General features: G+C 70.0%; 24 protein-coding genes. 16 read left to right on the plus strand and 8 right to left on the minus strand.

Annotated elements, in window-relative coordinates; all coding sequences use genetic code 11:
* Positions 1–88: 88 nt before the first annotated feature.
* Entirely contained in the window at positions 89–964 is an 876-nt protein-coding gene (locus CAL29_RS10500) for an amidohydrolase family protein (RefSeq protein ID WP_094852989.1), read from the plus strand.
* A 48-nt stretch (positions 965–1,012) separates the two neighbouring features.
* Here the strand turns inward: CAL29_RS10500 and CAL29_RS10505 are convergent, their stop codons facing one another.
* From CAL29_RS10505 to CAL29_RS10530, 6 genes are all read right to left on the minus strand, one after another.
* A complete protein-coding gene (locus tag CAL29_RS10505; protein WP_094852990.1) occupies positions 1,013–1,699 on the minus strand; it encodes a MarC family NAAT transporter in 687 nt (228 codons plus the stop codon).
* Positions 1,700–1,868: 169 nt separating this feature from the next.
* A complete protein-coding gene (locus CAL29_RS10510) occupies positions 1,869–3,416 on the minus strand; it encodes a UdgX family uracil-DNA binding protein (protein WP_094852991.1) in 1,548 nt (515 codons plus the stop codon).
* Between the two features lie 7 nt (positions 3,417–3,423).
* A complete protein-coding gene (locus CAL29_RS10515) occupies positions 3,424–4,671 on the minus strand; it encodes a putative DNA modification/repair radical SAM protein (RefSeq protein ID WP_094852992.1) in 1,248 nt (415 codons plus the stop codon).
* A 212-nt stretch (positions 4,672–4,883) separates the two neighbouring features.
* Entirely contained in the window at positions 4,884–6,500 is a 1,617-nt protein-coding gene (locus tag CAL29_RS10520) for an inorganic phosphate transporter (protein WP_094852993.1), read from the minus strand.
* Between the two features lie 185 nt (positions 6,501–6,685).
* Entirely contained in the window at positions 6,686–7,669 is a 984-nt protein-coding gene (locus CAL29_RS10525; RefSeq protein ID WP_094852994.1) for a Bug family tripartite tricarboxylate transporter substrate binding protein, read from the minus strand.
* A 55-nt stretch (positions 7,670–7,724) separates the two neighbouring features.
* Positions 7,725–8,558, minus strand: coding sequence for an alpha/beta hydrolase (locus CAL29_RS10530; RefSeq protein ID WP_094852995.1), 834 nt, complete (start codon positions 8,556–8,558; stop codon positions 7,725–7,727).
* A gap of 189 nt (positions 8,559–8,747) precedes the next feature.
* On the opposite strand from CAL29_RS10530, the gene CAL29_RS10535 reads away from it, so the two are divergent.
* From CAL29_RS10535 to CAL29_RS10560, 6 genes are all read left to right on the plus strand, one after another.
* Positions 8,748–9,575, plus strand: a complete 828-nt coding sequence (locus tag CAL29_RS10535) for an energy transducer TonB (RefSeq protein WP_094852996.1) — start codon at positions 8,748–8,750, stop codon at positions 9,573–9,575.
* A 1-nt stretch (position 9,576) separates the two neighbouring features.
* The gene (locus CAL29_RS10540) at positions 9,577–10,491 is read left to right on the plus strand and encodes a MotA/TolQ/ExbB proton channel family protein (RefSeq protein ID WP_094852997.1); all 915 of its coding nucleotides are present in this window, start codon (positions 9,577–9,579) and stop codon (positions 10,489–10,491) included.
* Complete coding sequence (locus CAL29_RS10545; RefSeq protein WP_094852998.1) at positions 10,492–10,956, plus strand: ExbD/TolR family protein; 465 nt, start codon at positions 10,492–10,494, stop codon at positions 10,954–10,956.
* Between the two features lie 247 nt (positions 10,957–11,203).
* On the plus strand, positions 11,204–11,887 hold the full coding sequence (locus CAL29_RS10550; protein WP_094852999.1) for a response regulator transcription factor: 684 nt from the start codon (positions 11,204–11,206) through the stop codon (positions 11,885–11,887).
* Positions 11,888–12,139: 252 nt separating this feature from the next.
* Positions 12,140–13,165: a sensor histidine kinase gene (locus CAL29_RS10555; protein WP_306430690.1), complete on the plus strand. Its 1,026-nt coding sequence runs from the start codon at positions 12,140–12,142 to the stop codon at positions 13,163–13,165.
* Complete coding sequence (locus CAL29_RS10560) at positions 13,162–15,066, plus strand: potassium transporter Kup (RefSeq protein ID WP_094853001.1); 1,905 nt, start codon at positions 13,162–13,164, stop codon at positions 15,064–15,066. Before CAL29_RS10555 ends, CAL29_RS10560 begins: the two co-directional genes overlap by 4 nt.
* 17 nt (positions 15,067–15,083) lie before the next feature.
* On the opposite strand, the gene CAL29_RS10565 is transcribed toward CAL29_RS10560, so the two are convergent.
* Both CAL29_RS10565 and CAL29_RS10570 read right to left on the minus strand, forming a co-directional pair.
* On the minus strand, positions 15,084–15,920 hold the full coding sequence (locus CAL29_RS10565) for a helix-turn-helix domain-containing protein (protein WP_094853002.1): 837 nt from the start codon (positions 15,918–15,920) through the stop codon (positions 15,084–15,086).
* 51 nt (positions 15,921–15,971) lie between these two features.
* A complete protein-coding gene (locus CAL29_RS10570) occupies positions 15,972–16,520 on the minus strand; it encodes a carboxymuconolactone decarboxylase family protein (protein ID WP_094853003.1) in 549 nt (182 codons plus the stop codon).
* A 251-nt stretch (positions 16,521–16,771) separates the two neighbouring features.
* Here CAL29_RS10570 and CAL29_RS10575 point away from each other — a divergent pair, with 251 nt between their 5' ends.
* From CAL29_RS10575 to CAL29_RS10615, 9 genes are all read left to right on the plus strand, one after another.
* The gene (locus CAL29_RS10575; protein ID WP_094853004.1) at positions 16,772–17,542 is read left to right on the plus strand and encodes an IclR family transcriptional regulator; all 771 of its coding nucleotides are present in this window, start codon (positions 16,772–16,774) and stop codon (positions 17,540–17,542) included.
* Positions 17,535–18,680 carry a thiolase family protein gene (locus tag CAL29_RS10580; RefSeq protein WP_094853005.1) on the plus strand — a complete coding sequence of 382 codons (1,146 nt, stop codon included), beginning with the start codon at positions 17,535–17,537 and terminating at the stop codon, positions 18,678–18,680. Before CAL29_RS10575 ends, CAL29_RS10580 begins: the two co-directional genes overlap by 8 nt.
* Positions 18,677–19,018, plus strand: a complete 342-nt coding sequence (locus CAL29_RS10585; RefSeq protein ID WP_094853006.1) for a Zn-ribbon domain-containing OB-fold protein — start codon at positions 18,677–18,679, stop codon at positions 19,016–19,018. The genes CAL29_RS10580 and CAL29_RS10585 overlap by 4 nt, the downstream gene beginning before the upstream one ends.
* Before the next feature lie 93 nt (positions 19,019–19,111).
* Positions 19,112–20,083, plus strand: a complete 972-nt coding sequence (locus CAL29_RS10590) for a tripartite tricarboxylate transporter substrate binding protein (protein WP_094853007.1) — start codon at positions 19,112–19,114, stop codon at positions 20,081–20,083.
* 17 nt (positions 20,084–20,100) lie between these two features.
* Positions 20,101–22,254: an acetate--CoA ligase family protein gene (locus CAL29_RS10595; protein ID WP_094853008.1), complete on the plus strand. Its 2,154-nt coding sequence runs from the start codon at positions 20,101–20,103 to the stop codon at positions 22,252–22,254.
* 166 nt (positions 22,255–22,420) lie between these two features.
* Complete coding sequence (locus CAL29_RS10600) at positions 22,421–23,434, plus strand: Bug family tripartite tricarboxylate transporter substrate binding protein (protein ID WP_094853009.1); 1,014 nt, start codon at positions 22,421–22,423, stop codon at positions 23,432–23,434.
* A 14-nt stretch (positions 23,435–23,448) separates the two neighbouring features.
* Entirely contained in the window at positions 23,449–24,801 is a 1,353-nt protein-coding gene (locus CAL29_RS10605) for an acyclic terpene utilization AtuA family protein (RefSeq protein ID WP_094853010.1), read from the plus strand.
* Positions 24,802–24,827: 26 nt separating this feature from the next.
* Positions 24,828–25,193 (plus strand): AtuA-related protein, encoded by a 366-nt coding sequence (locus CAL29_RS10610; RefSeq protein WP_094853011.1) that lies wholly within the window; start codon positions 24,828–24,830, stop codon positions 25,191–25,193.
* Positions 25,194–25,198: 5 nt separating this feature from the next.
* Positions 25,199–25,960 carry an SDR family NAD(P)-dependent oxidoreductase gene (locus CAL29_RS10615; RefSeq protein ID WP_094853012.1) on the plus strand — a complete coding sequence of 254 codons (762 nt, stop codon included), beginning with the start codon at positions 25,199–25,201 and terminating at the stop codon, positions 25,958–25,960.
* Position 25,961: the final 1 nt, after the last annotated feature.

A 25,961-nucleotide genomic window follows, 5' to 3' on the forward strand; every position in this document is an offset into this window, starting at 1 on the left:
CGGCGGCGCGGCGGCGATACTTGGGGCCGGGCGCCGGACCCGCTCCAGGAATGTCCGGCCGCGATGGACAAGAAGAGAGCGAGACAGTATGAAGCGCGTGCCGCCGCCGCATCCCCACCCCAGCCGCCCGGCGTTCGTCCTGCCGCGCAATGCGTGCGACACGCACGTGCACGTCTACGGTCCCGCCGCGCGCTTTCCCCTGGATCCCGCGCGCGCCTACGATCCGCCGGACGCGCCCATCGAACGGCTCGAAGCCTTGCACCGCCTGCTGGGCGTGGACCGGGCGGTCCTGGTGCAGGCCACCGTGCACGGCACCGACAACAGCGCCATGCTGGACGCCATCGCGCGCGCGCCGCGGCGCTACCGCGGCGTGGCCCTGGTCGAGGACGACGTATCGCCGCGCAGGCTGGAGCAATTGCACGAACAGGGCGTGCGCGGGGTCCGCTACAACTTCATGCCGCACCTGGGGCAGTCCGCGGACACGGACAAGGTGCGGGCGGTCGCCGAGCGCATCGCGCCGCTGGGCTGGCACGTGCAGTTGCACGTCACCGCCGCCCACCTGGGCGCGCTGCGAGGCTTCCTCGAATCGCTGCCGGTGCCTTTCGTCATCGATCACATGGGACGCACGATGGTGGCCGACGGCCTGGACCAGCAACCCCTCGCGGACCTGCTCGACGTGCTGCGCCACCCGCGCGCATGGCTGAAGATCAGCGGACCGGAGCGCATCTCCGCGGCCTTGTCGCGGCAGGACCGGCCTTACGCGGACGCCGCGCCTTTCGTCCGCCGCATGCTGGACGTCGCGCCGGACCGCATCGTGTGGGGCACCGACTGGCCGCATCCCAACGTGCGCGAGGTGCCCGACGACGGCAAGCTGGTGGACCTGCTGCCGCTGTACTCGGACGATCCCGCCGCGCTCGATCGCGTCCTGGTCGACAACCCCCGGCGCTTGTACGGCTACGATTGAGCGGCCGGATGGATGGGGTGAAGCCGGCCCGGCCCCGCGCGGCCCCGGTCAGGCGTGGTGCTGGCTGATGATTTCCAGCACGCCGTTGATGACGAACTGCACGCCCATGCATATCAGGAGGAAACCCATCACCCGGGAGATCGCCTCGACGCCGCCGTGTCCGATGATGCGAACCAGCGGTCCCGCGAAGCGCAGGCATACCCAGAACAACAGGCCCAGGAGCACGAAGACGACGATGGGCGCCACGGCCACGACCCAGGCCGCGGTGGCGGCGGTGACCACGCCATCCCGGGTGGCCGTCGCGCTGATGATCATGGCGATGGTGCCCGGACCGGCGGTGCCGGGCAGCGCGAGGGGGACGAAGGCGATGTTGGGAATATGCCTGTTGCGTTGCACGGCCGCCTCGACCTTGTCGGCTTCGGGTATGTCCTCGGCCGCGGAGGAGGGGAACATCATGTTGAAGCCGATCGCCGCGACGATCAGGCCGCCCGCTATTCTCAGCCCGGGGATCGAGATCCCGAAGGTCGCCATGATCCACGCGCCCGCGTAATACGTGACCAGCATGATGGCCACGACGTAGATGGCCCCTTGCTTGATCTGCTTCTGGCGCTCCAGATAGGGTATCTGCTCGCCCAGCGACAACAGCAGCGTCATGGACGTCAGCGGATTCGCCAGCGGCAGCAGGATCGCCAGCCCCAGGCCAATCAGGCGCGCCAAGTCGGTCAAGTCTTGCATCGTTTCCCCAGGATGAACTCAGGATGCCTCGCGGCGGCGGCCGTCGTGCGCTTCTTCTCCGTCGCGCGCGCCGCCGCGGCAGCAAGCAACTTAGACGAGTTCGTCCGATTTCTCAACCGTGAGGTCCGGCGCGGTCCCGCCCCTGTCCTTCGATCGGCCGGGCATGCCGTCAACTATCCGGCTGCCCCTTGGACGCCAGCTCGCGCGCGCGGGCGAGCGCGCCGGCGATGGCGGCGATGACGTGTTCGCGCTCCGCTTCGCCGGTGACGCGCAGGGCATAGGAGGGATGCCAGGTGGCGACCAGCCAGGCTTCGCCCAGCCGGACGGCCTGGTCGAGGTAGTCCTGCATGTGCACCGGCCGCCGCACCATGGCGCGCAGCGCGGTGGCGCCCAGGGTGACGATGACGGGCGGGCGTATGCGGTCCAGTTCCTGGTCCAGCCAGTAGAGACAGGCGTCCACTTCGCGCTGCGCGGGCGTCTTGTGCATGCGCCGCTTGCCGCGCGGGATCCATTTGAAGTGCTTCACCGCGTTGGTCACGTAGACCTCGTCCCGCGCGATGCCGGCGCGCGCCAGCGCTTCGTCCAGGATGCGGCCGGCCGGGCCGACGAAGGCCTTGCCCGCGAGGTCTTCCTGGTCGCCGGGCTGTTCGCCGATGAGCATGATGCGGGCCGACGCGGGACCGTTGCCGGGCACGCCGTGGGTCGCATTGCGCCAGAGGTCGCAGCGTCGGCACTGGTCCAGCGAGGAGGGCGCATCGCGTTGCGGCTGCGCGCGGTGGGCCGCGACCGCCACCGGCTTGCCGTCCATGCCGCCGACGTCCCGCGCCTGCCCGACGCGGCGCGCGCCGTTGCGGGCGGCGGCGACCATGCCGGGAATCTGCGCGGCTTCCGGCAGCCCTTTCCAGAAACGCACGGGCATGTGCAGGCGCAAGGCGCTTTCGTTCAGGCGGGCGGGGTTGAAGATGCTGCGGTAGTAGGCCAGCCATAGCGGCTCGATGTCGTCGGCGCCGGCCCCGGCGCGCGCCGCCGCCGCGCCGTCGACGGGGGCGGCGGAGTATCGCAGGGACGCGCCGTCCCAGAATGCCGCGCCCGCCGGCGTGGCGATGCACCAGGTGGACGCGCCCATGCGTCGCGCGAAGTGCTCCGCGGCCCAAGGCAGGACGTCGTGCTCGGGCTCGTACCACGCCAGATATTCGGGGCCGTCGTCCGCCGCGCGCCGATGGAAGCGCACGTAGGCGATCATATCGTGCTTGGCGCGCCGCACGGCCTTGGCCATGGCGTGCAGGCGGGCGCCGTCCTCGTCCGCCGGCGACGCGACCGCGCGGTCGTCGTGGCGCCAGCGCCAGAGGGCGCGGTACAGGTGAACCCAACGGCGCGGCGAACGGTAGAGGGCGGCGTCTTGCATGAGCTCGGCGAAGGTTCTGGAGACGCGGATGACGGGCGGGGCGTCCGCATGAACCGTGCCCGTCCCGTCCGTATCGCCCGCCGGCGGTGAATCGCCGGCGCCTCCGTCCCGGCACGAAGGAGGCGTTTCCGCCGCAACGAAACCGTCCAGCGTCATCTGCGCGTCGCCGGGCGCGGCCCCTCCCTCCACGGCGAGCCACTGCACGTCTTCCGGCGCCCACTGCGCGGCCAGGGCGCGCAGGGCCTGCTCGCGCCAACTGACGTAGCTGCCGTCGATCAGCAGCCTGTGCGCGCCGGCGGCGTTGGCGTTCATCGGGCGCTCATAGCAGGGAGAGTTGTTCGGGCGGCGGCGCGAGCGCGCGCCGCAGTTGTTCGGAGGAAGACTCCGCCGTCGCCGGCCGGTAGTCGCGCACCACCACGAACGGCTTGGCCTTGTCGATGGCGCAGCGCAAACGGATCAGGTCCTGGTAACGCACGGCGCGCAGGCGGCGCAACTCCACGATGCGCTGGGCATTGCGCATGCCGATGCCGGGGACGCGCGCGATGAGGCGCTGCGGGGCGCGGTTCAGGTCCACCGGAAACGCCTCGCGATGCGCCAGCGCCCAGCCGAGCTTGGGGTCGATGTCCAAGGGCAGGTCGCCGTCGTCCTGGAACAATTCCTCGGCCTGGAAGCCGTAGCCGCGCATCAGGAAGTCGGCCTGGTACAGCCGGTGCTCGCGCAACAGCGGCGGCGCCTGGGCCGGGACGCTGGACGGGCTGTCGGGAATGGGGCTGAAGGCGGAATAGTAGACGCGCTTGAGCCGGTAGGCGCCGTACAGGGTCTGCGCGGTCTGCAGGATGGTGCGGTCGTTGGCGTCGTCGGCGCCGACGATCATCTGCGTGCTTTGCCCGGCGGGCGCGCGCGCCGCCGGCTTGCTTGGCGCGGCGAGCGATCGTTTCGCGCCGTCGCGCGCCTCGCCTTCGGCTTCCTCTCGCGCCAGCCGTATCGCGCCCATCGCGCGCTTGATGGTGTGGGCGTCCTTTTCCGGCGCCAGCCGCGCCAGGCCGCCTTCGGTGGGCAGTTCGATATTCACGCTGAGCCGGTCGGCGTATTGGCCCGCCTGCGCGATGAGCCTGGGATCGGCGTCGGGGATGGTCTTCAGATGGATGTAGCCGCGGAAGAGATGTTCCTCGCGCAGCGAGCGCGCCACCTGCACCAGTTGCTCCATGGTGTAGTCCGCGCTGCGGATGATGCCGGAACTGAGGAACAGGCCGTCGATGTAGTTGCGGCGGTAGAAATCCAGCGTCAGGTCGACGACTTCGCGCGGCGCGAAGCGCGCGCGGGGCACGTTGCTGGACCGGCGGTTGACGCAGTACTGGCAGTCGTAGAGGCAGAAGTTGGTCAGCAGTATCTTCAGCAGCGAGACGCAGCGGCCGTCCGGCGTGAAGCTGTGGCAGATGCCCGCGCCGGTGCTCGCGCCCAGCCCGGCGCGGCCGATGGAGTCCCGCTTTGGGGCGCCGCTGCTGGCGCAGGAGGCGTCGTACTTGGCGGCGTCCGCCAGGACTTCGAGCTTGGTGAGGACGTCCATGCCGTTCCTGAATGCTGTATGTATGTACAGTATTATAGGACGCCCCGAAGGGACCGCAAGCAAGGCCGGTCCCGGCCGAGGCCTGCGTCCGGTCGCCTGCCCCGGCGCCGCCACGCATCCTCCTCATCAATGACGACGGGCCGTCGCGCGGCAAGCGCGACGGCCCGTCATCGGATGGCGTCACGGCGCCGCGCCATGCGCGGCCGTTCCGCTCAGAACACGTGCCGCATCACCCAGTACAGTCCGCCCGACAGCAGCATGGCGGCGGGCAGGGTGAGGACCCAGGCCAGCGCCAGGTTGCGCAGCGTGCTCCATTGCAGGCCGGAGCGGTTGGCGGCCATGGTGCCCGCCACGCCGGAGGACAGGACGTGGGTGGTGGACACGGGCAGGCCGTACATGTCGGCGGCGCCGATGGTGGCCATGGCGACCAGTTCGGCCGACGCGCCCTGCGCATAGGTCAGGTGGGTCTTGCCGATTTTTTCGCCGACCGTGACGACGATGCGCTTCCAGCCCACCATGGTGCCCAGGCCCAGCGCGATCGCCACCGCCACCTTCACCCACAGCGGGATGAACTTGGTCGAGTCGTCGAGCGAGCGCTTGAAGGCGTCGAGGTTGGACTGCGTCTCGGCGTCGAACGCGACGCCGCCGTTCTTCTTGATGCGGTTGATGGTCTCCGAGGCCAGGTACATGTCGTTGCGGACGTTGCCCACGGCGTCGGCGGGAACGGCGGCGAGCGAGCCGTAGTGGCGCACCTGGCCGCCGATGGAGCCGGTCAGGGCCGCCAGCGAGGGGACCACGCCCGGATTGATTTCGTTGCTGCGGATGTAGGCCGTCAACGTCGCGCGCGGATCGGCCGGCGCGGCGGTGGGCGAGGTGCGGATGAGGGAGGCTTGCGTGGCCTGCGCCACGGCGGCGAAGCGGTTCATTTCCTCGACCGGCATGGCGCGGTTCAGGCCGTAGGTCAAGGGCACGGTGCCCACCAGGATCAGCATGATCAGGCCCATGCCTTTCTGGCCGTCGTTCGAGCCGTGGGCGAAGGAGACGCCGGTGCAGGTGAGGATCAGCAGGCCGCGGATCCACCAGGGCGGCGGGGTGTTGCCCTTGGGCTCCTGGTACAGCTCGCGGTTCTTGACGAAGGTGCGCAGCACGACCAGCAGCAGCGCCGCGCACACGAAGCCGACGATGGGCGACACCAGCAGCGTGAGGCCGACGCTCTTGGCCTGCGCCCAGTCGACGCCGGCGGTGCCGTCGCGGCCGTGCATCATGGCATTGGCCACGCCCACGCCGATGATGGAGCCGATCAGCGTGTGCGAGGACGACGCCGGCAGGCCCAGCCACCAGGTCGCCAGGTTCCAGATGATCGCGGCGATCAGCAGCGCGAACACCATGGCGAAGCCGGCGCTGGAGCCCACCTGCAGGATGAGCTCGACCGGCAGCAGGGAGATGATGCCGAAGGCCACCGCGCCGCTGGACAACAGCACGCCGAGGAAGTTGAACAGCCCCGACCACATGACGGCGAAATTGGGCGCGAGGGAGTTGGTGTAGATCACCGTGGCCACGGCATTGGCCGTGTCATGGAAACCGTTGACGAATTCGAAGCCCAGCGCGATCAGCAGGGCCACGCCCAGCAGCACGAAGGGGAGCCAGGAGATGAAATCGACATGGGCGTTGTCCATGTCGTGGAACAGGCTGTAGCCGGTGTAGAACAGGCCGATGGCCAGCAGGCCGAAGAAAACGATCACTGTCGTGGGGCCGGTGCGCTGGTCGAAGCGCGAGCGCACGCCGCCGTGAGAAGGCGGCAGGGCCGCGCTCTCGGTTGCGGTATTCATGGGGTCTACCTCTCGGAATTGCTTATCGTTGGGGGGTGCGAGAATGGTATGACCGGCCGATGACAGTGGGATGACGGCGGCGCCCGGGGCCGGGCGCCGCGGGGTATAGGGGAGCGTCGTGTGGGCGCGTCACGTCGGTGCGCCATGCAGGTGCGCCATGCAGGTGCGTTATGCAGGCGCCCGACTCATTGCGGCTGGATGCCCGCCACCCCCACCCATTCCTTCCAGCGCTGGGTGTCCGCCTTCACGAACGCGTCGAATTGCTTGACGTCCATCCCCTTGGGCATGAGGCCCAGGGCGCGCAGCCTGTCGGCCGTGGCCTGGTCCTGCAAGGCCTGCGCGATGTAGCCGTTCATGGCCTGGACGACGTCGTCCGGCGTGCCGGCCGGCGCCGACAGCCCCAGCCAGCCTTCCACCACGTAACCCGGATAGTAGGAATCCATGGTCGGCACGTCCGGCCAGCTCGGGTGGCGCTGGGCGCCCGTCACCGCCAGCGGGCGCAGGCTCTTGCCGTCGATCTGGCCCATGGCGGTCAGGTAGTCGACGAAGGCGAAATCGATCTGCCGGCCGCGCAGGTCGGTGATGATCTGCGTGATGTTCTTGTACGCGGCGCCGTCGACCTTGATGCCGGCGCGCGCCTTGAACAGTTCCGGCGGCACCTGGGAGGAGGAGCTGTAGTAGCCGAAGAAGACCTTGCCGGGATGGTCGCGCGCGTACTGCACCAGCTCGGGCACCGTCTTGTAGGGCGCGTCCGGCCGCACGATGGCCACCGTGCCGAAGGTGCCGAACATGCCCACCTGGCGGAAATCCTTCTGCGCGTCGTAGGGCAGCGACTTGTAGAGGAACTGGTTGGCCGAATGGGTGGAATTGGTCGACAGCAGGAAGGTGTAGCCGTCGTGCGGCGCCGTCCTGGCGGCATTGGTGCCCACGATGCCGCCGGCGCCGGCGCGGTCCTCGACCACGATGCTCTGGCCGGTCTTGGCCCCGAGGAACTGCGCGAAGGTCCGGGCGGTCAGGTCGGCGGCGCCGCCCGCCGCCGAGGGCACGATGATCGTCACGGGTTTTTCCGGCCAGGCCGCGCGCGCGGCGCCGGGCAGGACCGCCAGGGCGGCCGATGCGCCCAGCAACAGGCGGGCGGCCGCGCGCGCGGCGATGAACGAAGCTTGCATGGTGTCTGTCTCCTCGGGAAATTCGATGGTTGCCGCGGCGGGTCGCGGTCCCGCGTCAACGCGGGTTGCCGCGCCGCCTGTCGTAGGTGCGCCGGTACCAGTCCAGCAATACCTCCGCGCTGCTTTCCCAGCGCTCGCCGTACATCATGGCGTGCGGCTGGTCCGCCAGCAACCGGTGTTCGAAGCCGAAGAAATCGGCGATCGCGCGGTCCTGTCCCGCGGGATGGCGCGCGGGATCGTCCAGGCCCGCCTCCACGCACAGGCCGGGGCTGCGCATGGCGAAGGGGTTGACGGCCACGCGCAGGGCGTAGCGGTCGTTGAGCACCTGGGGACTTTCGGCGCACAGGCGCAGGCGGATGGCGCTGACGTCCACGTCCGCCGCGCAGCCGGCGAAGCGTTCGCGGATTTCCTTGTCGCCCGGCGGCGCGCGCAGGACGTCCTCGGGCACCGGCGGCAAGGCCGCCGCGCCCGGCAGGTTGGCGGGCGGAGAGGGCGCCAGCAGCACGACCCCGGCCGGCGCGCGCGCCATTTCGGCGGCCGCGACCAGCACGGGCAGGGCGCCCATGCTGTGGCCGACCAGGACGACGGGCCCCTCCAGGCGTTCGGCCGCGCGCTGCACCGAGACGGCCAGGTCGCGGATGCCCGCGTGCAGGAAACTGGCGTCCTGCGGCAGGCCGCCGTGGCCGGGCAGGTCCAGGGCGGCGCAGGCGACGTCCTGCCCGGTGAAATAGGCCAGGTAGTTGGCATAGCACCAGGCGCCGTGATACGCCCCGTGCACGAAGAGCAGCAGCGGCTGGCCGTGCGCCGGCGGGGCGCTCAGCAGCAGGCGGCCGGCGCCGGCGGGGTAGGAGGGCAGGCGGTCGATCAGGCTGAAGTCGAAGGCGTTCATGGAGGAATCGAGAAGGGGACGAATCAGGCGGGGGCGATATTGTTTTAAGAATAATCTGAACGGATTTGCGAATAATTCCTATTTAAGATATATTCTTGGGCTTCATTCGCCCTGTGTCCTCGTGCGTGCGCGTTTCGCGTTCCGTTTCATCGCAGGGTGTGCATAGCGATATCGTCCCCTGGCTGATTCATGCCTAGCGTCAAAAGCGGTTGGTCAACATCTTCCTCGATTTCTCCAGGCTTGCGCATCGGCGCGGGCGTGGCGGTGGCAATTCTGCATGCGGCGGTCGCGGCCGCGCTGTTCGTCAGCGACGAGACGAAGCTGGATATGCCTCAGGACGCGCCCATCATGGTAAGCGTCATCGAGGCGCCGGTGCCGCAGATGGCCAAGGCCGATCCCACGCCGGAGCCGCCGCAGCCCCCCGTGGAAGAGCCGCCGCCTCCGCCGCCGGAGGAAGAACCGCCGCCCGACGTCAAGCCGGACCCCACGCCCGACGTCAAGCCGGAACCGGAGCCCGAGCCGGAGCCCGTGATCGAGAAGCCGCCGGAGCCCGCGCCCAAGCCCAAGCCGAAACCCAAACCGAAGCCCAAGCCCCAGCCGAAGCCGCAGCCCAAGAAAGAGGAGCCGCCGCCCAAGCCGGTGGAAAACCCGCCGCCGCCCGCGCCGCCTTCGGGCACGCCGCAGGGCGACAGCAAGCCGCAGGCGCCGACCCAGGGACCGCCGCCGGACCAGCCCGAGCTGGTCTCCAACGTGGCCTATGACGGACGCGGCCCGCGGCCGGTGTATCCGGAAGCCTCGCGCCGCCTGCGCGAGGAAGGCCGGGTCATGGTGCTGGTGGTGATCAATACCGAAGGCACGATAGAAAAGGCGACGGTGGTCCAGTCGTCCGGCTATTCGCGCCTGGACCAGGCCGCGCTGGACGCGCTGCGCCGGGTCCACTTCAAACCGTATACGCGCAACGGCGTGGCCTACACCGTGCAGGCCAGGATCCCGTTCGATTTCAACATGAGGAACTGACATGTCCAACGCTCTTGACCTTGCCGCCATGCTGTTGGCGCAGGCGACCACCGCCGCGCCGGCGGATCCGGGCGTCGCGCCGCAGGGAGCCGGCGCCTTGCCGGCCGCGGCCAATACCGTCCAGCAGGCCGCCGCCGCGCTGCCGGCCCCGGCGCCCGTCACGCCCGACATGGGCGTCATGCACTTCATCGCGCAGGCCGACGGCGTCGGCAAGGCGCTGTTCGTCATCCTGCTGCTGATGTCGGTGATCACGTGGTACCTGATCATCGTCAAGGTCATTAACAACGCGCTGGTGCGCAAGCGTTCGCGCGACTTCCTCAACAAGTTCTGGAACGCCAGCTCGCTGGACCAGGTGGAAAACGAAATCGCCACGCACGGCGCGCGCGATCCCTTCTCGCACCTAGCCAGCCACGCCATGCATGCGCGCGCCCACCACGCCAAGTACGGCGCCACCAAGCTGGAGGAAACCGGCTCGAACGGCGAATTCGTCACCCGCACGATGCGCAAGGTGATCGACGAGGAAACCGCCAAGCTGGAAAACGGCCTGACGGTCATGGCCTCGGTGGGCTCCACCGCGCCTTTCGTCGGCCTGTTCGGCACGGTGTGGGGCGTGTACCACGCGCTGGTCGGCATCGGCCTGTCCGATGGCGTGACCATCAACCGCATCGCCGGCCCGGTGGGCGAATCGCTGATCATGACCGGCCTGGGCCTGGCGGTGGCGATTCCCGCGGTGCTGGCCTACAACATGTTCGTGCGCAACAACCGCGTGTTCCTGTCGCGCCTGGACGCCTATGCGCATGACCTGTTCGCCTTCCTGATGACCGGCCAGCAAGTGGCCCTGTCCGACGGCAAGGTGCGCGCGCTGCGCCGTTCGGCCGGCCTGCCCGCCGGCGCGCAAACCCGCGGGAGCGAATAAATGGCCTTCGGTGGTTTCGACAACAAGGGCGGGGGCGGGCACACCATGTCCGAAATCAACATGGTGCCCTTGATCGACGTGATGCTGGTGCTGCTGGTGATCTTCATCATCACCGCGCCGCTGCTGGCGCACTCCATCCGCATCAACATGCCCCAGGTCAGCGCCGAGCAGATCACGGAAGATCCCAAGGTGATCGACCTGGCCATCGACGGCAAGGGCCAGTTGTTCTGGGACGAGAAGCCGGTCTTCCTGGACGACCTGCAGGCGCGCTTCGCCGCCGAGGCCGGCAAGAAGCCGCAGCCCGAGGTGCGCATCCGCGCCGACCTGAACACCCGCTACGAGACTCTGGCCAAGGTCATGGCCTCGGCGCGCCGCTCGGGTTTGGGCCGCATCGGCTTCGTCACCACCCCGGCGCCCGGCCAGGCGGCCATCCCGCCGGCGCCGGCCGCCGCCCCCGCGAAGTAAAGGGGGGTAGGGGCGGCCCGGCCCCGGGGCGGCTCAGCCATTCCGTATCGCGAAATGGCGGCTCGCCCGGGGCGCCGGGTAGGCCGGTATCCGCGTTTTCCCGGGAAGGCCCCGCGATCGGCAGGATCGCGGGGCCTTCCTGTTTTCCCGCCGCCCCGGGAGGCAGCCCTGGCCCGGCGGCAAAAAAATTGTCGGGCGGGCGGAACAGGTCATGTCGCTGCAAGCTGGATCGCGCTAGAATCGCGCCATGCGAGTACTCGTAATCGAAGATGACACCACCCTGGGCCACGCGCTCCAGGAATTCCTGGCGGACCAGGGTTATGCGGTCGACTGGTTGACCGACGGCGACAAGGTGCTGGGCGCCTTGGCCGGACAGCCCTACGATCTGCTGGTCCTGGACCTCAACCTGCCCGGCATGAGCGGCCTCGATGTGCTGCGCCAGCTACGTCTGGACGGCAATCAGGTTCCCGTCCTCATACTCACCGCGCGCGACGGCATCGAAGACCGTGTCGCGGGACTGGACGCCGGCGCCGACGACTACGTCACCAAGCCTTTCGACCTGCCGGAACTGGCGGCGCGCGCGCGCGCCTTCGCCCGCCGGCGCAGCGGGCAGGCCCAGCCGCTGATCGAGGTCGGTCCGCTGGTGTTCGACACCGTCGGCCGCGAGGTGCGCGTCAACGGGGAGCGCCTGGCCCTGTCCGTGCGCGAGCTGTCGGTGCTGGAGATGCTGATGGCGCGTGTCGGCCGCGTGGTCACCAAGCGGCAAATCGTCAATTCGCTGTCCGCCTGGGACGCCGATTTCAGCGAAAACGCGGTCGAAGTCTATGTGTACCGTCTGCGCAAGCGCCTGGAAGGCACGGGCGCCAGCATCCAGACGGTGCGCGGCTTCGGCTACCTGTTGGACGTGGAAACGGCGGCCCCCGCGGCCTGAGCGGCGCTTGCTCCGCTTGGCCAGCGACGCCATTTCTTCCTTCGAGCCCTCTTTCGACGCCCTGCCGGGACGCTGTGCCGGCAAGAGGCGCCCCAGACCATGAGCGTGGATACACGGTCCGAACCAGTCGCCCCCCACGCCCTGCGCAATAGCGGACCGGATGCCCCGGCGCGGCCGGCCGCCGCCGATGCCATCGCCCGGCCCGGCCTGCTGCCGGCCGGTTCGCTGGCCCGTCATCTGGTGGTGCGCCTGCTGCCCGCCATTCTTCTCCTGGTGCTGCTGGACCTGGCGGCCACCTGGGTCATCACCCACAAGATCGATCTCGCCATCTGGATGCTGGAGGACTTCTTCTGGCTGATGGTGCTGGGCCAGGCCATCCTGATGGTGGCGTTCGCCTGGGTGGTGGTGCACGGCGTGCGCTCCGGCCTGCGTTCGGTGAACCTGCTGTCCGAGGAGATCAGCCAGCGCTCCATCGACGACATGCAGCCGCTGGAAGTGGCGGGCGTGCCGGCGGAAATGGAGCCGCTGGTGCTGCGCACCAATGACCTGCTGGCGCGCCTGGATTCCTCGCTGGCGGCCCAGCGGCGCTTCATCGGCCACGCGGCGCATCAGTTGCGCACCCCGCTCAGCGGCCTGCGCCTGGAATCCGAATTGATGCTGTCGCGGCCCTTGCCGGACGACGTGCGCGCCCGCGCCGAGCGGATCAAGGCGGTCAGCGACCGCATGATCCGCCTGGGCCAGCAATTGCTGGTGCTGGCGCGGGCCGATCCCAACGCGCGGCCGCAGGACAGTTTCCAGCGGGTCGACCTGTGCGACTGGGTGCGCGCCAGCGGCGCGGAATGGATACCGCGCACGCGGGCGGCCCAGGTCCAACTGGACCTGGTGGCGCCGGACGAACCGGTCTGGATCGACGCCGATCCCCTGCTGCTGGACGAATTGCTGGGCAACCTGATCGACAACGCCATGCGCTACGGCAATCCCGGCGGTTGCATTACCCTGCACGTGGGCAGCAATCCGCCGTCGCTGACGGTGATGGACGACGGGCCGGGCATCGCGGCCGAGGACCGGGACCGCGTGTTCGAGGCCTTCTACCGTTCGCCCTCGGCGACGGCCGGCGGCTCCGGACTGGGATTGGCCATCGTGCGCGAGATCGCCCACGCGCACGGCGCCTGGTGGAAGCTCACCAGCCGGCCCGAGTATCCGGGCACCCGCCTGACGGTGGTGTTTCCCGGCCCGCGCAAGGGGGCGCAATTGACCCGACACGACAAACAAGTATGACTTCAAGCACCGCAACCGTCGGCAAGGGCCCCGTGGCGCATGCGCCATCCTCCAAGGCCGCCTTGATCATGGGCGCGCTGGGCGTGGTGTACGGCGATATCGGCACCAGCCCGCTGTATACCCTGCGGGCCTGCCTGACGGGCTACGGCGATCTGCAGCCCGGCCACGTCCTGGGCGTGCTCTCCATCCTGTTCTGGATGCTGATGCTGGTGGTCTCGTTCAAGTACGTGACCCTGGTGCTGCGCGCGGACAACCGCGGCGAGGGCGGCACGCTGGCGCTGCTGGAGCTGGCCATCCGCGGCCGCACCGGCCGCCTGCGCACCTTCCTTATCATGCTGGCGATTTTCGGCGCCGCGCTGTTCTACGGCGACAGCATGATCACGCCGGCGATTTCGGTGATGTCCGCGCTGGAAGGGATCAGCGTGGTGTCGCACCGCTTCGAGCACTGGGTCGTGCCCCTGTCCATGGTGGTGCTGATCGCGCTGTTCGTCATCCAGTCGCGCGGCACGGGCACCATGGGCAAGCTGTTCGGTCCCATCATGGCCCTGTGGTTCGGCACCCTGGCGGTGGTCGGCGGCTGGCAGATCTGGCTGACGCCCGCCATCCTGCAGGCGCTGGATCCGATCTGGGCCGTGCGCTTCGTCATCGAGTCGCCGGGCGCCAGCTTCGTGCTGCTGGGCTCCGTGGTGCTGGCCTTGACCGGCGCCGAGGCGCTCTACGCGGACATGGGCCACTTCGGCCGGAGCCCCATCCGCCGCGCGTGGTTCTGGATGGTGCTGCCGTCGCTGACGCTGTGCTATTTCGGCCAGGGCGCCTTGCTGCTGCGCGATCCGGGCGCGATCAAGAACCCCTTCTTCCTGATGGCGCCGGACTGGTTCGTGGCGCCCCTGGTCGCGCTGGCCACCGTCGCCACGGTGGTGGCATCGCAGGCGGTGATCTCCGGCGCGTATTCGATGACGCGCCAGGCCGTGCAACTGGGCTATTGGCCGCGCATGGAGATCCTGCATACGTCCGCCATCGAGAAGGGCCAGATCTACCTGCCGCAGGTCAACGCGCTGCTGCTGGCGGCGGTGATCGTGCTGGTGCTGGTGTTCCGCAGCTCGGACAACCTGGCGGCCGCCTATGGTTTCGCGGTCACGGGCACGATGCTGACCACCTCGGTGCTGATGTTCTCGCTGACCATGCGCCTGAACGCCGGCGCCAAGCGCGTCATGTGGTCGGTGGTGCTGGGCTTCCTGCTGATCTTCGACCTGCTGCTGTTCTCGGCCAATGCCTTGAAGGTGCATGAAGGCGGCTGGCTGCCGCTGATGGTCGGCATCGTCGTGTTCACGCTGATGATCACCTGGCGGCGCGGCCGCTATCTGCTGAGCGAACTGCAGCAGCGCGACCGCCAGCCGCTGAAGGAATTCATGGAGCAACTGGAGGCCTATCCGCCGGCGCGGGTGCACGGCACGGCCATCTTCATGACCATGAGCCCCGGCTACGTGCCGCCGGCGCTGCTGCACAACCTCAAGCACAACAAGGTGCTGCACGACCACGTGCTCTTCTTCACCATCCGCAGCGCCGACGTGCCCTACGTGCTGGCCGAGGAGCGCTTCACGGTGGCCAAGCTCAGCGCGTCCAGTTGGCAGGCGGTGGTGACCTACGGCTTCAAGGAAGAACCGGACGTGCCGGAGGTGCTGCGGGAAATCGCCGAGTCCTATCCGGAGCTGGACCTGGAGCCGATGCGCACGTCCTTCTATCTGTCGCGCCAGACGGTGGTGTCGGCGCGGCGGCCGGCCATGCGGCGCTGGCGGCGCGCGCTGTTCGCCTTCATGGCGCGCAACTCCACCCGCAGCACCAAGTTCTTCAAGATTCCGCCCAATCGCGTGGTGGAAATGGGGATGCAGGTCGAGTTGTAGGGAAACGGTCCCCGCGTTCAGGCTTCCTCGCCCAGCAATTCGGCATGCAAGGCCTCGGTCGCCTCGTCGGCGGGGAACATGCACTCGATGCGGATTTCCTGGGCGGCGACGGTCTGGGGCGTGCCCACGGTCGTGACCAGGGAAAAGTAATTGAGCACCCGGCCGTCCTTGACGAGGCCCAGCGGGATGACGGGCATCGCGGCCCGGGCGTCCGCGGCTTTCGGCGATAGCCAGTCCGGCTCGACGCCCGGATAGGCCATCAGCGCGGCCAGCAGCTCCCGGGTCTTGTCGTCGATGACGCGCCCCACCGCTTCGCGGTACACGCGCTGCATCAGGCTGCGCGCGACGGCCGGCCAGTCCGCGATGCAGGGACGCAGGCCGGCCGGATCGAAGACCAGGTGCAGCATGTTGCGCGGCGGCTTGCGCGCGGAAAGGTCGGTGAAGCGGCCGAAGAAGCGCGGCGCGGACCGGTTGGTCATGAGCACGTTCCAGTAGCGGTCCATGACCAGCGCCGGAAAAGGCTCGTGGCGCCGCAGCATCTGTTCCAGGGCCTTGGCGATGGCCCGCATCTCCGGGCCGTCCCAGGCGCCGTCCTGATATATCGGCGCATAGCCGCCGGCCAGCAGCAGCGTGTTGCGGTCGCGCAGGGGAATATCCAGGGCGGTGGCGATGTCGATCAGCATCTGGCGGCTGGGCGCGCTGCGTCCGATCTCGATGAAGCTGAGATGCCGCTGCGACACGCCGGTGTCGAGCGAGAGCTCCAGTTGGCTCTTGCGGCGCAGGTCGCGCCAGTGGCGCAGCAGGGCGCCGACCTGGCCGCCCCGCGGCAGGGCAATCGAATCCGGCGTGGACATGGCGAAACTCCTTCGTGGTCACTGGATCGCGGCGGCGGGACACGATCGCATTCAGGGCCGCCAGGCATGCGGTTGCAGGAAATCCTCCAACGGCGGCCGGACTATGGTACCGGCATAGTTGGTGATGGTTGAGGCCGCCGTCACGGCCAGGATTTCGAGCGCCTGGTCCGGGCGAAAACCCGCGGCGGCGAAGGCGGCGAGATCGGCGTCGCCGATATGCCCGCGCGTCTCGATCAGGCGCCGGGCCAAGGCCGACAGCGCGGCCAGCCTGCCGTCGGCCGGGAGGTCGCGCCGGCGGATCGCCTCGACGTCGGCGGGCGCGATCCCTTCATCGAGGGCCAGCATGCTGTGGAAGGCGACGGCCCAATCGCAGGCGTTGGCGACCGCGTTGGTCAGCAGCACGGCCTGGATCTCGGCTTCGCTGAAGGTGCCGGCGTGGACTTGCCGGAACAGGCCGGCGAAGGCCTCGATCAGGACCGGCGAATTCGCCATGGCGCCCGCGATGTTCGGGATCGTGCCGAAGGTTCTGTTGAGATGTTCGAGAACGGGACGCGCCTGCTCCGGCGCCGTGGCGAGCGTGTGTATGGGATAGGAAGGCATGGGGGTTCCTCTTGGGTTCGCCGCGAACGGAATCGATCGCGGCAGGAGGATTAGAGCGGGCTGGTGGAGATCGCCCAACTACCTCCCAGGTAATAGGGGGAGGGCGGGTGACGGGCGGGCGATGGGCAGATGACGGGTGGGCAACGGCGCCGGACTTTCGTCCCGTGAAAGTTTGTTGCGACGCAACTTTACCGGTCCCGTGCCGGTTCTCTATCTTGTGCCCGTGTTCAGCATGAGGCGAGGCCGACGCCATGTCGTCGCAGGACCAGACCCCCGTATCCGCTACGAAGAAGACCTGCCGCGTGCTGGCGGCGCTGTCGGACCGGCGCGTTTGCCGGCTCACCGACATCGCCCGCAATGCCGGGTTGGACATGTCGACGGCCCTGCGCATCCTGAAGGAGCTCGAGGAGGAGGGTTTCGTGGAGCGAGACCCCGAAAGCAAGCAATACATGCTCGGCCCGCAGGTCTACGCCATGCATCATGCGATGGTGGCCGGGCTGGACGTGCGCAGCCTGGCGCGGCCGGCCCTGATCCGCCTGGCGCGCCGCTTCGGCGATACCGTGATCCTGTCGGTGCCCATGGGCTGGGAGTCCGTATGCCTGGACCTGTGCTTCGGCGACTATCCGATCCGCGCCAACTACCTCGAAGTCGGCAGCCGCCGGCCGCTGGGCGTGGGGGCGGGCAGCCTGGCGCTGTATTCGGTGCTGGCGGACAACGAACTGCGCACCGTCCTGCCCATGGTGCACCAGCGCCTGGCGGCGCGCTATCCGCGCTTTCCCGTGCCGACCTTGGACGCCGCCGCCGAGCGCGCGCGCGAGCGGGGCCATGCCATGCTGCTGGACGTGGTGCAGGAGAAAATGGGCGGCCTGGGCGTGGCGGTGCGCGGCCCGGACGGCCGCGCCATCGCCGCCTTGAGCGTGGCCGCGCTGAACGAGCGCATCGAGTCGCGCGAGGACGAGCTCGCGCAGGCCCTGGCCGTCGAAGCGCGGCAGATCGAACAAGCCTGGATGCCCCATGCCTGAAAACCGCCATCCTTACCTGTTGGCCGCGGCCGGCACGCCCTTCGGGCGCCTGGAAGGCCAGAGCGCGCTGGACCTGATGGCGCAGGCCGCCAATGCGGCGATCGCCCGCGCGGGCGTCGCGCGCGGCGGCATCGACGGCGTGCTGTGCGGCTACGCCACCACCTATCCGCACCTGATGCTGGCCACCTTGCTCAGCGAGAAACTGGGGCTGGAGCCCCATTACGCGCACGGCATCCAGATGGGCGGCGCCACGGGCGCGGCGATGGTGATGCTGGCCGGCGAGCTGCTGCGCAGCGGCGCCTGCCGCCGCGTGCTGGTGGTGGCGGGGGAGAACCGGCTGACCGGACAGGCGCGCGACACCTCCATCCAGACGCTGGCCCAGGTGGGCGAAGCGGACACCGAGGTGCCCAACGGCGCGTCGGTGCCGGCCTACTACGCGCTGCTGGCGTCGGCCTACATGGCCGCCACCGGAACGCGGCGCGAGGACCTGGCGGAGTTCGCGGTACTGATGCGGCGCAACGCCGCCGGCCATCCGCGCGCGCACCTGCGGGAACCGATCGACCTGCGGCAGGTGCTGGATGCGCGGCCCATCGCCACGCCGCTGCATCTGCTGGATTGCTGTCCCATTTCGGATGGCGCCGTGGCCTTGCTGCTGTCCACCGACGCCGGGCCGGTGCGGCTGGCGGGCGCGGGCCAGGCGCATCGCCACCAGCACCTGTCGGCGTTGCGCGACGTGCTGGACACGGGGGCCGCGCGCGCCGCGCGGCGTGCCCTGGACCAGGCCGGCGTATCGCGCGAACAGATCGACTACCTGGCCATCTACGACTCCTTCACCGTCACCCTGGTCATGCTGCTGGAGGAACTGGGCTATGCGCCGCGCGGCGGCGCCGCGGCGCGCCTGCGGCAGGGGATTTACGACCCGGACGGCGCGCTGCCGCTCAATACCCACGGCGGGCTGCTGTCGTTCGGCCATTCCGGCGTGGCGGGCGGCCTGTCCCACGTCGCCGAAGCCTGGGAGCAACTGGCCGGCGCGGCAGGGGATCGGCAGATCGGGCGCCGCCGGCGCGCCCTGGTGCATGCCGACGGCGGCGTGCTGTCGGCCCACGTCAGCCTGGTGCTGGAAGCGGAGGCGGCATGACGCAGCGGCATCCTCTCGACATGCAGCGCTGCGCGGATTGCGGCGCATGGTGGGCTTTGCGGCCTTATGCCTGCGCCGCCTGCGGCGGCACGTCCCTGGCGTGGACGCGCGCGAGCGGCGAGGGCGTCGTCACCGCGTGCAGCGTGGTGCATCGGGCGCCCGACGCCGCCTGGCGCGAGTACGCGCCCTATACCCTGGTGCTGGTCCGCTTGCGGGAAGGGCCGGTGCTGATGGGCCACGCCGCGCCCGGGGTGGCCGTGGGCGACGCCGTGGCCGGCCAGGTCTGGGCGCATGGACAGCATCTCCTGCTCCGTTTCGAGGCGCGCCGGCCGCCCTGACGCGCTGCCGGCCGTCCATCGCCGGTCCGTTCAAAAAAACATTCCCAAACCATTCCAAACCATAACGTCCCCATGAGGACGGAGGAGACACGCATGCCTGCAATTTCGATATGGCGGGCGGCCCTGGCCGCGCTCGCCCTGACCGCGAGCGCGGCCGCGGCGGCCGCCGATTGGCCGGCCCGGCCGATCACCCTGGTCGTGCCCTATCCGCCGGGCGGTCCCACCGACATCGTCGGCCGGGTGGTGGCGCAGGGCCTGGGCGAGGAGCTGGGGCAGACCATCATCATCGACAACCGTTCGGGCGCCGGCGGCAATATCGGCGCGGAGATGGTCGCCAAGAGCGCGCCCGACGGCTACACGCTGCTGCTGGCGACCACCGCGCACGCCATCAACATGTCGCTGTTCGCCAACCGCACCTACGACACGCGCAAGAGTTTCGCGCCGGTGTCCCTGCTGACGAAGGGGCCCCTGGTCATCGTGGCGCGGCCCGACCTGCCGGCGCACAGCGTGAGCGAACTGATCGCGCTGGCCAAGTCGCGGCCGGGCAAGTTGACCTTCGCGTCGTCGGGCAACGGGCAATCCACGCATCTGGCCGCCGCGCTGTTCAACAGCATGGCCGGCACGCAGATGGTCCACGTGCCGTACCGCGGCAGCGCGCCCGCGCTGACCGACGTGATGGGCGGGCAGACCGACATCATGTTCGACACCATGCTGTCTTCCATGCCTTTCGTGCATGGCGGCAAGCTGCGCGCCATCGCGGTGACCAGCGCCAGGCGTTCGCCCGCCGCGCCCGAAGTGCCGACGGTCGCCGAGTCCGGCCTGGCCGGCTACGAGGCCACGGCCTGGAACGGCCTGATGGCGCCGGCCGGCACGCCCGCGCCGGTGGTGCAGCGCTTGAGCGAGGCCTTGCGCAAGGTGCTGGGCCGTCCCGACGTGCAGGCCAAGTTCTCCGCGCAGGGCTTTTCCGCCGAATGGATGACGCCGCCGGACTTCGGCCGCTTCGTCAACGACGAGGTGGACAAATGGGCGGGCGTGGTGCGGGCCTCCGGCGCGACCGTCAATTGAACACGGCAGGGGAACACATGCTCACTCGCAACGACGACGCCACCCTCAGGCAACTGCTCGATCCCGCATCCATCGCCATCATCGGCGCGTCCGACAATCCCGACAAGATCGGCGGGCGTCCCATCCACTACATGCGGCGCCATGGCTACGCGGGCCAGCTCTATCCCATCAACCCGCAGCGCGCCGACGTCCAGGGCGAGCGCTGCTGGCCCAGCCTGGCGAGCCTGCCGGCCGCGCCCGAGCTGGCCATCGTCGCGGTCGCGGGCGAACAAGGGGTGCGGGCGGTGGACGAGTGCGCCGCCTCGGGCGTGGCCGCGGCCATCGTGATTTCCGCCGGTTTCGCCGAGACGGGGAGCACGGGCCGCGCCTTGCAGGACGCCATGGCCGCGCGGGCGCGCGCGGCCGGCATGCGCATCGTGGGACCGAATTCCCAAGGCTTGGCGAATTTCGGCACCGGCGCCATCGCCAGCTTTTCCACCATGTTCCTGGAGGTGCCGCCGGCCGACGGCCCCGTGGCCGTCATCAGCCAGAGCGGCGGCATGAGCGCGATGGTGTACGGCCTTTTGCGCCAGCGCGGCATCGGCGTGCGACACGTGCACGCCACCGGCAACGAGGCCGACGTGACGGTGGCCGACCTGGCCTGCGCGGTCCTGCGCGATCCCGAGGTGCGCATCGTGCTGCTCTACCTGGAGTCCCTGCGCGAGGCCGGCGCGCTGGCCGAGGCGGCCGCCATGGCGCGGGCGCGCGGCGTGGCCCTGATCGCGGTGAAGTCGGGCCGCTCCGAGGCCGGCGCGCGCGCCGCGGCTTCGCACACGGGCGCGCTGGCCAACGAGGACCGCGCGGTGGACGCCTATTTCGAACACCACGCCATCCTGCGCGCGCGCGATCCGCAGGAACTGGTGCGCTATGCGGAGCTGGCGCTGCGCGGTCCGCTGCCGCGGGGGCCGCGCCTGGTGGTCGTCAGCAATTCGGGGGCGAGCTGCGTGCTGGCGTCGGACGCGGCGCAGGAAAGCGGGCTGGAGATCGCGCCCCTGGACGCCGCCACGCAGGCCGGCCTGGCGCGGTGCCTGCCCGGCTTCGCCACGACCACGAACCCCGTCGACATCACGGCCGCGCTGCTGTCGAACAACGGCCTGTTCGGCGAGGTGCTGCCGCTGATCGCGTCCGATCCCGCCGCCGACGGGTTTCTCATCGATATCCCGGTCGCGGGGCGCGGCTATGACGTCGCCGCCTTCGCGGCCGACACCGCCGATTTCGCCGCCCGTGCCGGCAAGCCGGTCGCCGTGGTGGCCTGGCAGGCGCCCGTGGCCGCCGCCTTCCGCGAGCGCGGCGTGGCCGTCTATGCGGACGAGCAGCAGGCTTGCGGCGCCCTGGCCGCGCTCTATCGGCTGCACCGCCTGCGCGGCCGCGTTGCGCCGGCCTGGACGTCCGATGCGGCGGCCACGGTGCCGCCTGCGGGCTTAGGCGAGGATTCATCCGCGCAAGCGCAGCCATCCACCGGAACGCTGTCCGAGGCCCATAGCCTGGCGCTGCTCGCCAGCCATGGCCTGACGGTGGCCGAGCACGCGGTCTGCGCGGACGCCGACGCGGCGGTCGCGGCGTGGCGGCGCATCGGCGTGCCCGTGGCCTTGAAGGCGTGCTCGGCCCGTCTTCCCCACAAATCGGAACACGGCCTGGTGGCGCTGGGATTGAACGACGAAACGGCATTGCGCGAGGCCCTGGCGCGGCAGGCGCAGACGCTGGCGCGGCTGGGCGTGGACGACGCCGCCTGGATCGTGGCGCGCATGCATGCAGGGCTGCACGAGTGCGCGCTGGGCGTGCGCAACGACCCGGTGTTCGGCCCCGTCGTGCTGGTGGGCGCCGGCGGCAAGTATGTCGAGGCCCTGGACGACGTGGCCGTGCTGCTGCCGCCCTTCGGCGCGGAGGACGTGGCGGCCAAGCTGCGCGGCCTGCGCATCGGCGCCTTGCTGGCGGGCGTGCGCGGCGATCCGCCCGCCGACGTGGAGGCGCTGGCCGAGCAGGCCGTCCGCCTGGGACGCTATGCGCGGGCGGCGGGCGGCCGGGTGGCCTCGGTCGACATCAATCCGGTGCTGGTGGGCGCGCGCGGGCAGGGCGCCGTGGCGCTGGACGCGCTCGTCGAACTGGCCGGCGCGCCGCCGTCCTCGGCCTGACTATCCAGACCTGACCCTCCAAGCCTGATGATCCAAGCCTGACCATTCAATCCTGACGATTCAAAACCGGCGATTCAAGCCTGACGAGCCAAGTCTCACCACCCAAATCTCACCATTCAAGCTGTCCGACCACTCAAGCTGATTCGTTCAGCGACCGGGAGTCCCGATGCGTCTTCATTCACGTCCTGGCCCGCGCGCGGCTGCGCGCAGGGTTTCGTCGATACTCTCCGCCGTGCTGGCCGCGGCGGCGGCGCTGGCCGCGCCCGCCCAGGCCGCGCCGGCATGGCCCACGCGGCCCATCACCCTGGTGGTGCCCTTTCCGCCGGGCGGTACCACGGACCTGCTGGGCCGCCTGGTGGCGCGCGAGGCGGGCGCCCGGCTGGGCCAGAGCGTGGTGGTGGAGAATCGCCCCGGCGCCGGCGGCGGCATAGGCGCGGCCGCCGTGGCGCGCGCCGCGCCCGACGGCTACACCTTGTTGATGGGCACCGTGGGCACGCAGGCGACCAATCAATTCCTCTACGCCAACGTGCACTACGACTCGGCGCGCGACTTCGCGCCGGTGACGCTGGTCGCCAACTCGCCCAACGTCCTGATGGTCAATCCCAAGCTCGGGATTGCCTCCGTGGCCGCGCTCATCCAGCGGGCGCGGGCCCAGCCCGGCGTCCTGAACTTCGCGTCCACCAGCCTGGGCGGCACGCCGCACCTGTCGGGCGAGCTGTTCAACAGCCTGGCGAAGGTGGATATCCGGCACGTGCCCTACAGCGGCTCGGCGCCCGCGATGACGGCCTTGCTGGGCGGACAGGTGCAGCTCATGTACGACAACCTGCCTTCGGCCATCGGCCAGATCCGTTCCGGCAGCGTGCTGGCGCTGGGCGTCACCACGCGCGAGCGCGTGCCCATGCTGCCCGATGTGCCCACCGTGGCCGAAGCGGGCCTGCCGGGCTACGAGGTGAACTCCTGGTTCGGCCTGCTCGCGCCGGCGGGTACGCCGGACGAGGTGGTGCGGCGTATTCGGTCGGCGGTGGCCGACGCGATGAACACGCCCGCGGTGCGGCGGCAGGTCGAGGAACTGGGCGCCGTGCCGGTGGCCGATACCCCGCAGGAGTACGCCGCCGTCATCCGGGACGACACCGCCAAGTGGCGCAAGATCATCCAGGACGCCGGCATCCATCCGCAATGAGCAAGGAGACGTTGATGACTGAAAAAGCGGGCACGCTGCGCATCGGTTCGGGCGCGGGCTGGTGGGGCGACCGGATCGAACCGGCGCGTTGGAACGCCGAGCGCGGCGAGCTGGATTTCCTGTGCTTCGAGACCATGGCCGAGGCCACCGTCTCGGCCGCGCAGGTGCGCAAGCGGCGCGACCCCGGTTTTCCGGGCTACGACACCTGGCTGGACGACCGCATGCGCGCGGTCCTGCCGCACTGCAAGGCCAACGGCACGCGCATCGTCTCCAACCAGGGATGGATCGATCCGCTGGCCGCGGCCCGCCGCGTGGCGGCGCTGTGCGCGGAAGCGGGATGGCGGGACGCGCGGGTGGCGGCGATCCAGGCCTCCGACCTGACCGCCGACATCGCGCGGCGCGAGCTGGCCATCATGGAAAGCGGGGCGCCGGTGTCGACGATAGGCGCCACCCTGATTTCGGCGGAGCCCTACGCCGGCGCCGAAGCCATCGTGCAGGCCCTGGACCAGGGCGCGGATATCGTCATCACCGGACGCGTGGCCGATCCCTCGCTGTTCCTGGCGCCCATGATGCATCACTACGGCTGGCGCGCCGACGACTGGCAGCGGCTGGGCCAGGGCAGCGGCATCGGCCATCTGCTGGAATGCGGGGCCCAGGTCACGGGCGGCTATTTCGGCGATCCCGGCTACAAGGACGTGCCGCAGCCCTGGAACCTGGCCTTTCCCTATGCGGACGTGGCCGCCGACGGCACGGCCGAGATCGGCAAGGTGGCGGGCACGGGCGGCTGCATCGACCTGCGCACGGTGAAGGAACAGATGTTCTACGAGGTCCACGATCCGGCGCGCTACATCACGCCGGACGTGGTGGTGGACTTCACGACGGCGCGCCTGGCGCAGGCGGGCGCCGACCGCGTGCGCGTGTCCGGCATCGGCGGGCGCGCGCGCACCGACACGCTGAAGGTGTCGATGGGCTGCACGGAAGGCTATATCGGCGAAGACATGTTCTTCTTCGCCGGCCCGGGCTGCCTGGAGAAGGCCCGCCTGGCCGAGACCATCCTGCGCGAACGCCTGAGCGACCTGCAATGCGAAGACCTGCGCATCGACTTCCTCGGCCTGAACGCGGTGCATGGCGCGGCCTCGGCGCCGCCGGCCTGCGCGCCGGCGGAGATCGCGCTGCGCATCGCGGCCCGTTGCGCCACGCGCGCCCAGGCCGAACGCATCGGCCGCGAGGTGGACGGCATGGCGGTCTGCGGCCTGGCGTCCACCGGCAAGCGCGTGCCGCACCAGGACCGGGTGCGCGAGGTGATCGGGCTGTGGTCGACGCTGGTGCCGCGCGATACCGTGCGCTGCACGGTCCAATTCGTCTGAATCGTCTGAACAGCGGGGGAGACATCATGCAGGTTACTTTGCGGCGCATTGCGCACACGCGCTCGGGCGACAAGGGCAATACCTCCAATATTGCCGTGATCGCCTACGAGCCCGACTTCTATCCCGTCATCGAGCGCGCCCTCACCGTGGCGGCCATGCGCGGCATCTACCCGGAGCAGGCGGTGCGCGGCGCCATCACGCGCTATGCTGTGGAGGGTCTGGGCGTGCTGAATTTCGTACTGGAGGGGGCGCTGGGCGGCGGCGTGTCGCGCAGCCTGGCGATCGACAACTACGGCAAGGCGCTGGCCAGCGCGGTGCTGCGCTTCGAGCTGGAGGTGCCCGATGCCTGGGCGCCGCGGCTGCGCGGTCCCGGGCTGGCGGCGGAGGAGTGACGGAGATGTTCGAGGATCTGCAATCGAAGACCGTCCTGGTGACGGGCGCCTACAGCGGGCTGGGGCGCCACTTCGCCACGGTGCTGGCGCGCGCCGGCGCCCGGCTGGCCTTGTGCGGGCGCCGCACCGCGCTGGGCGAGGAGGTCGCCGCGGACTTGCGGCAGGCCGGCGCCCAGGCCTGCGTAATCGGCATGGACGTCACCTGCCCGGACAGCGTGCGGGCCGCTTTCGACGGCGCGGCGCGGGCGCTGGGGCCGGTGGACGTGGTGATCAACTGCGCGGGCGTCGCCATCACGGCGCCCGCGCTGGACATCGACGAGGCGGCCTGGAGCGGCCTCATCGACGTGAACCTGAACGGTGCGTGGCGGGTGGCGCAGGCCGGCGCGCGCCACTTCCGGGCGCACGCGCGGCCCGGCGTCATCGTCAACATCGCCTCCATCCTGGGGCAGCGGGTGGCCGCGCAGGTCGCGCCCTATGCCGCCGCCAAGGCCGGGCTGCTGCACCTGACGCGCGCGCTGGCCCTCGAATGGGCGCGCCACGACATCCGCGTCAACGCCCTGGCGCCGGGCTATATCGCCACCGACCTGAACCGCGCCTTCTTTGCCTCGCCGGCCGGCGAAGCCCTGATCAAGCGCGTGCCGCAGCGCCGGCTGGGACAACTGCACGATCTGGACGGGCCGCTGCTTCTGCTGGCGTCGGATGCCTCGGCCTTCATGACCGGGTCGGTCATCGACGTCGATGGCGGCCACCTGGTCAGCTCGCTTTGAA

It is taken from the genome of Bordetella genomosp. 10 (assembly GCF_002261225.1).
Taxonomy (GTDB): domain Bacteria; phylum Pseudomonadota; class Gammaproteobacteria; order Burkholderiales; family Burkholderiaceae_B; genus Bordetella_C.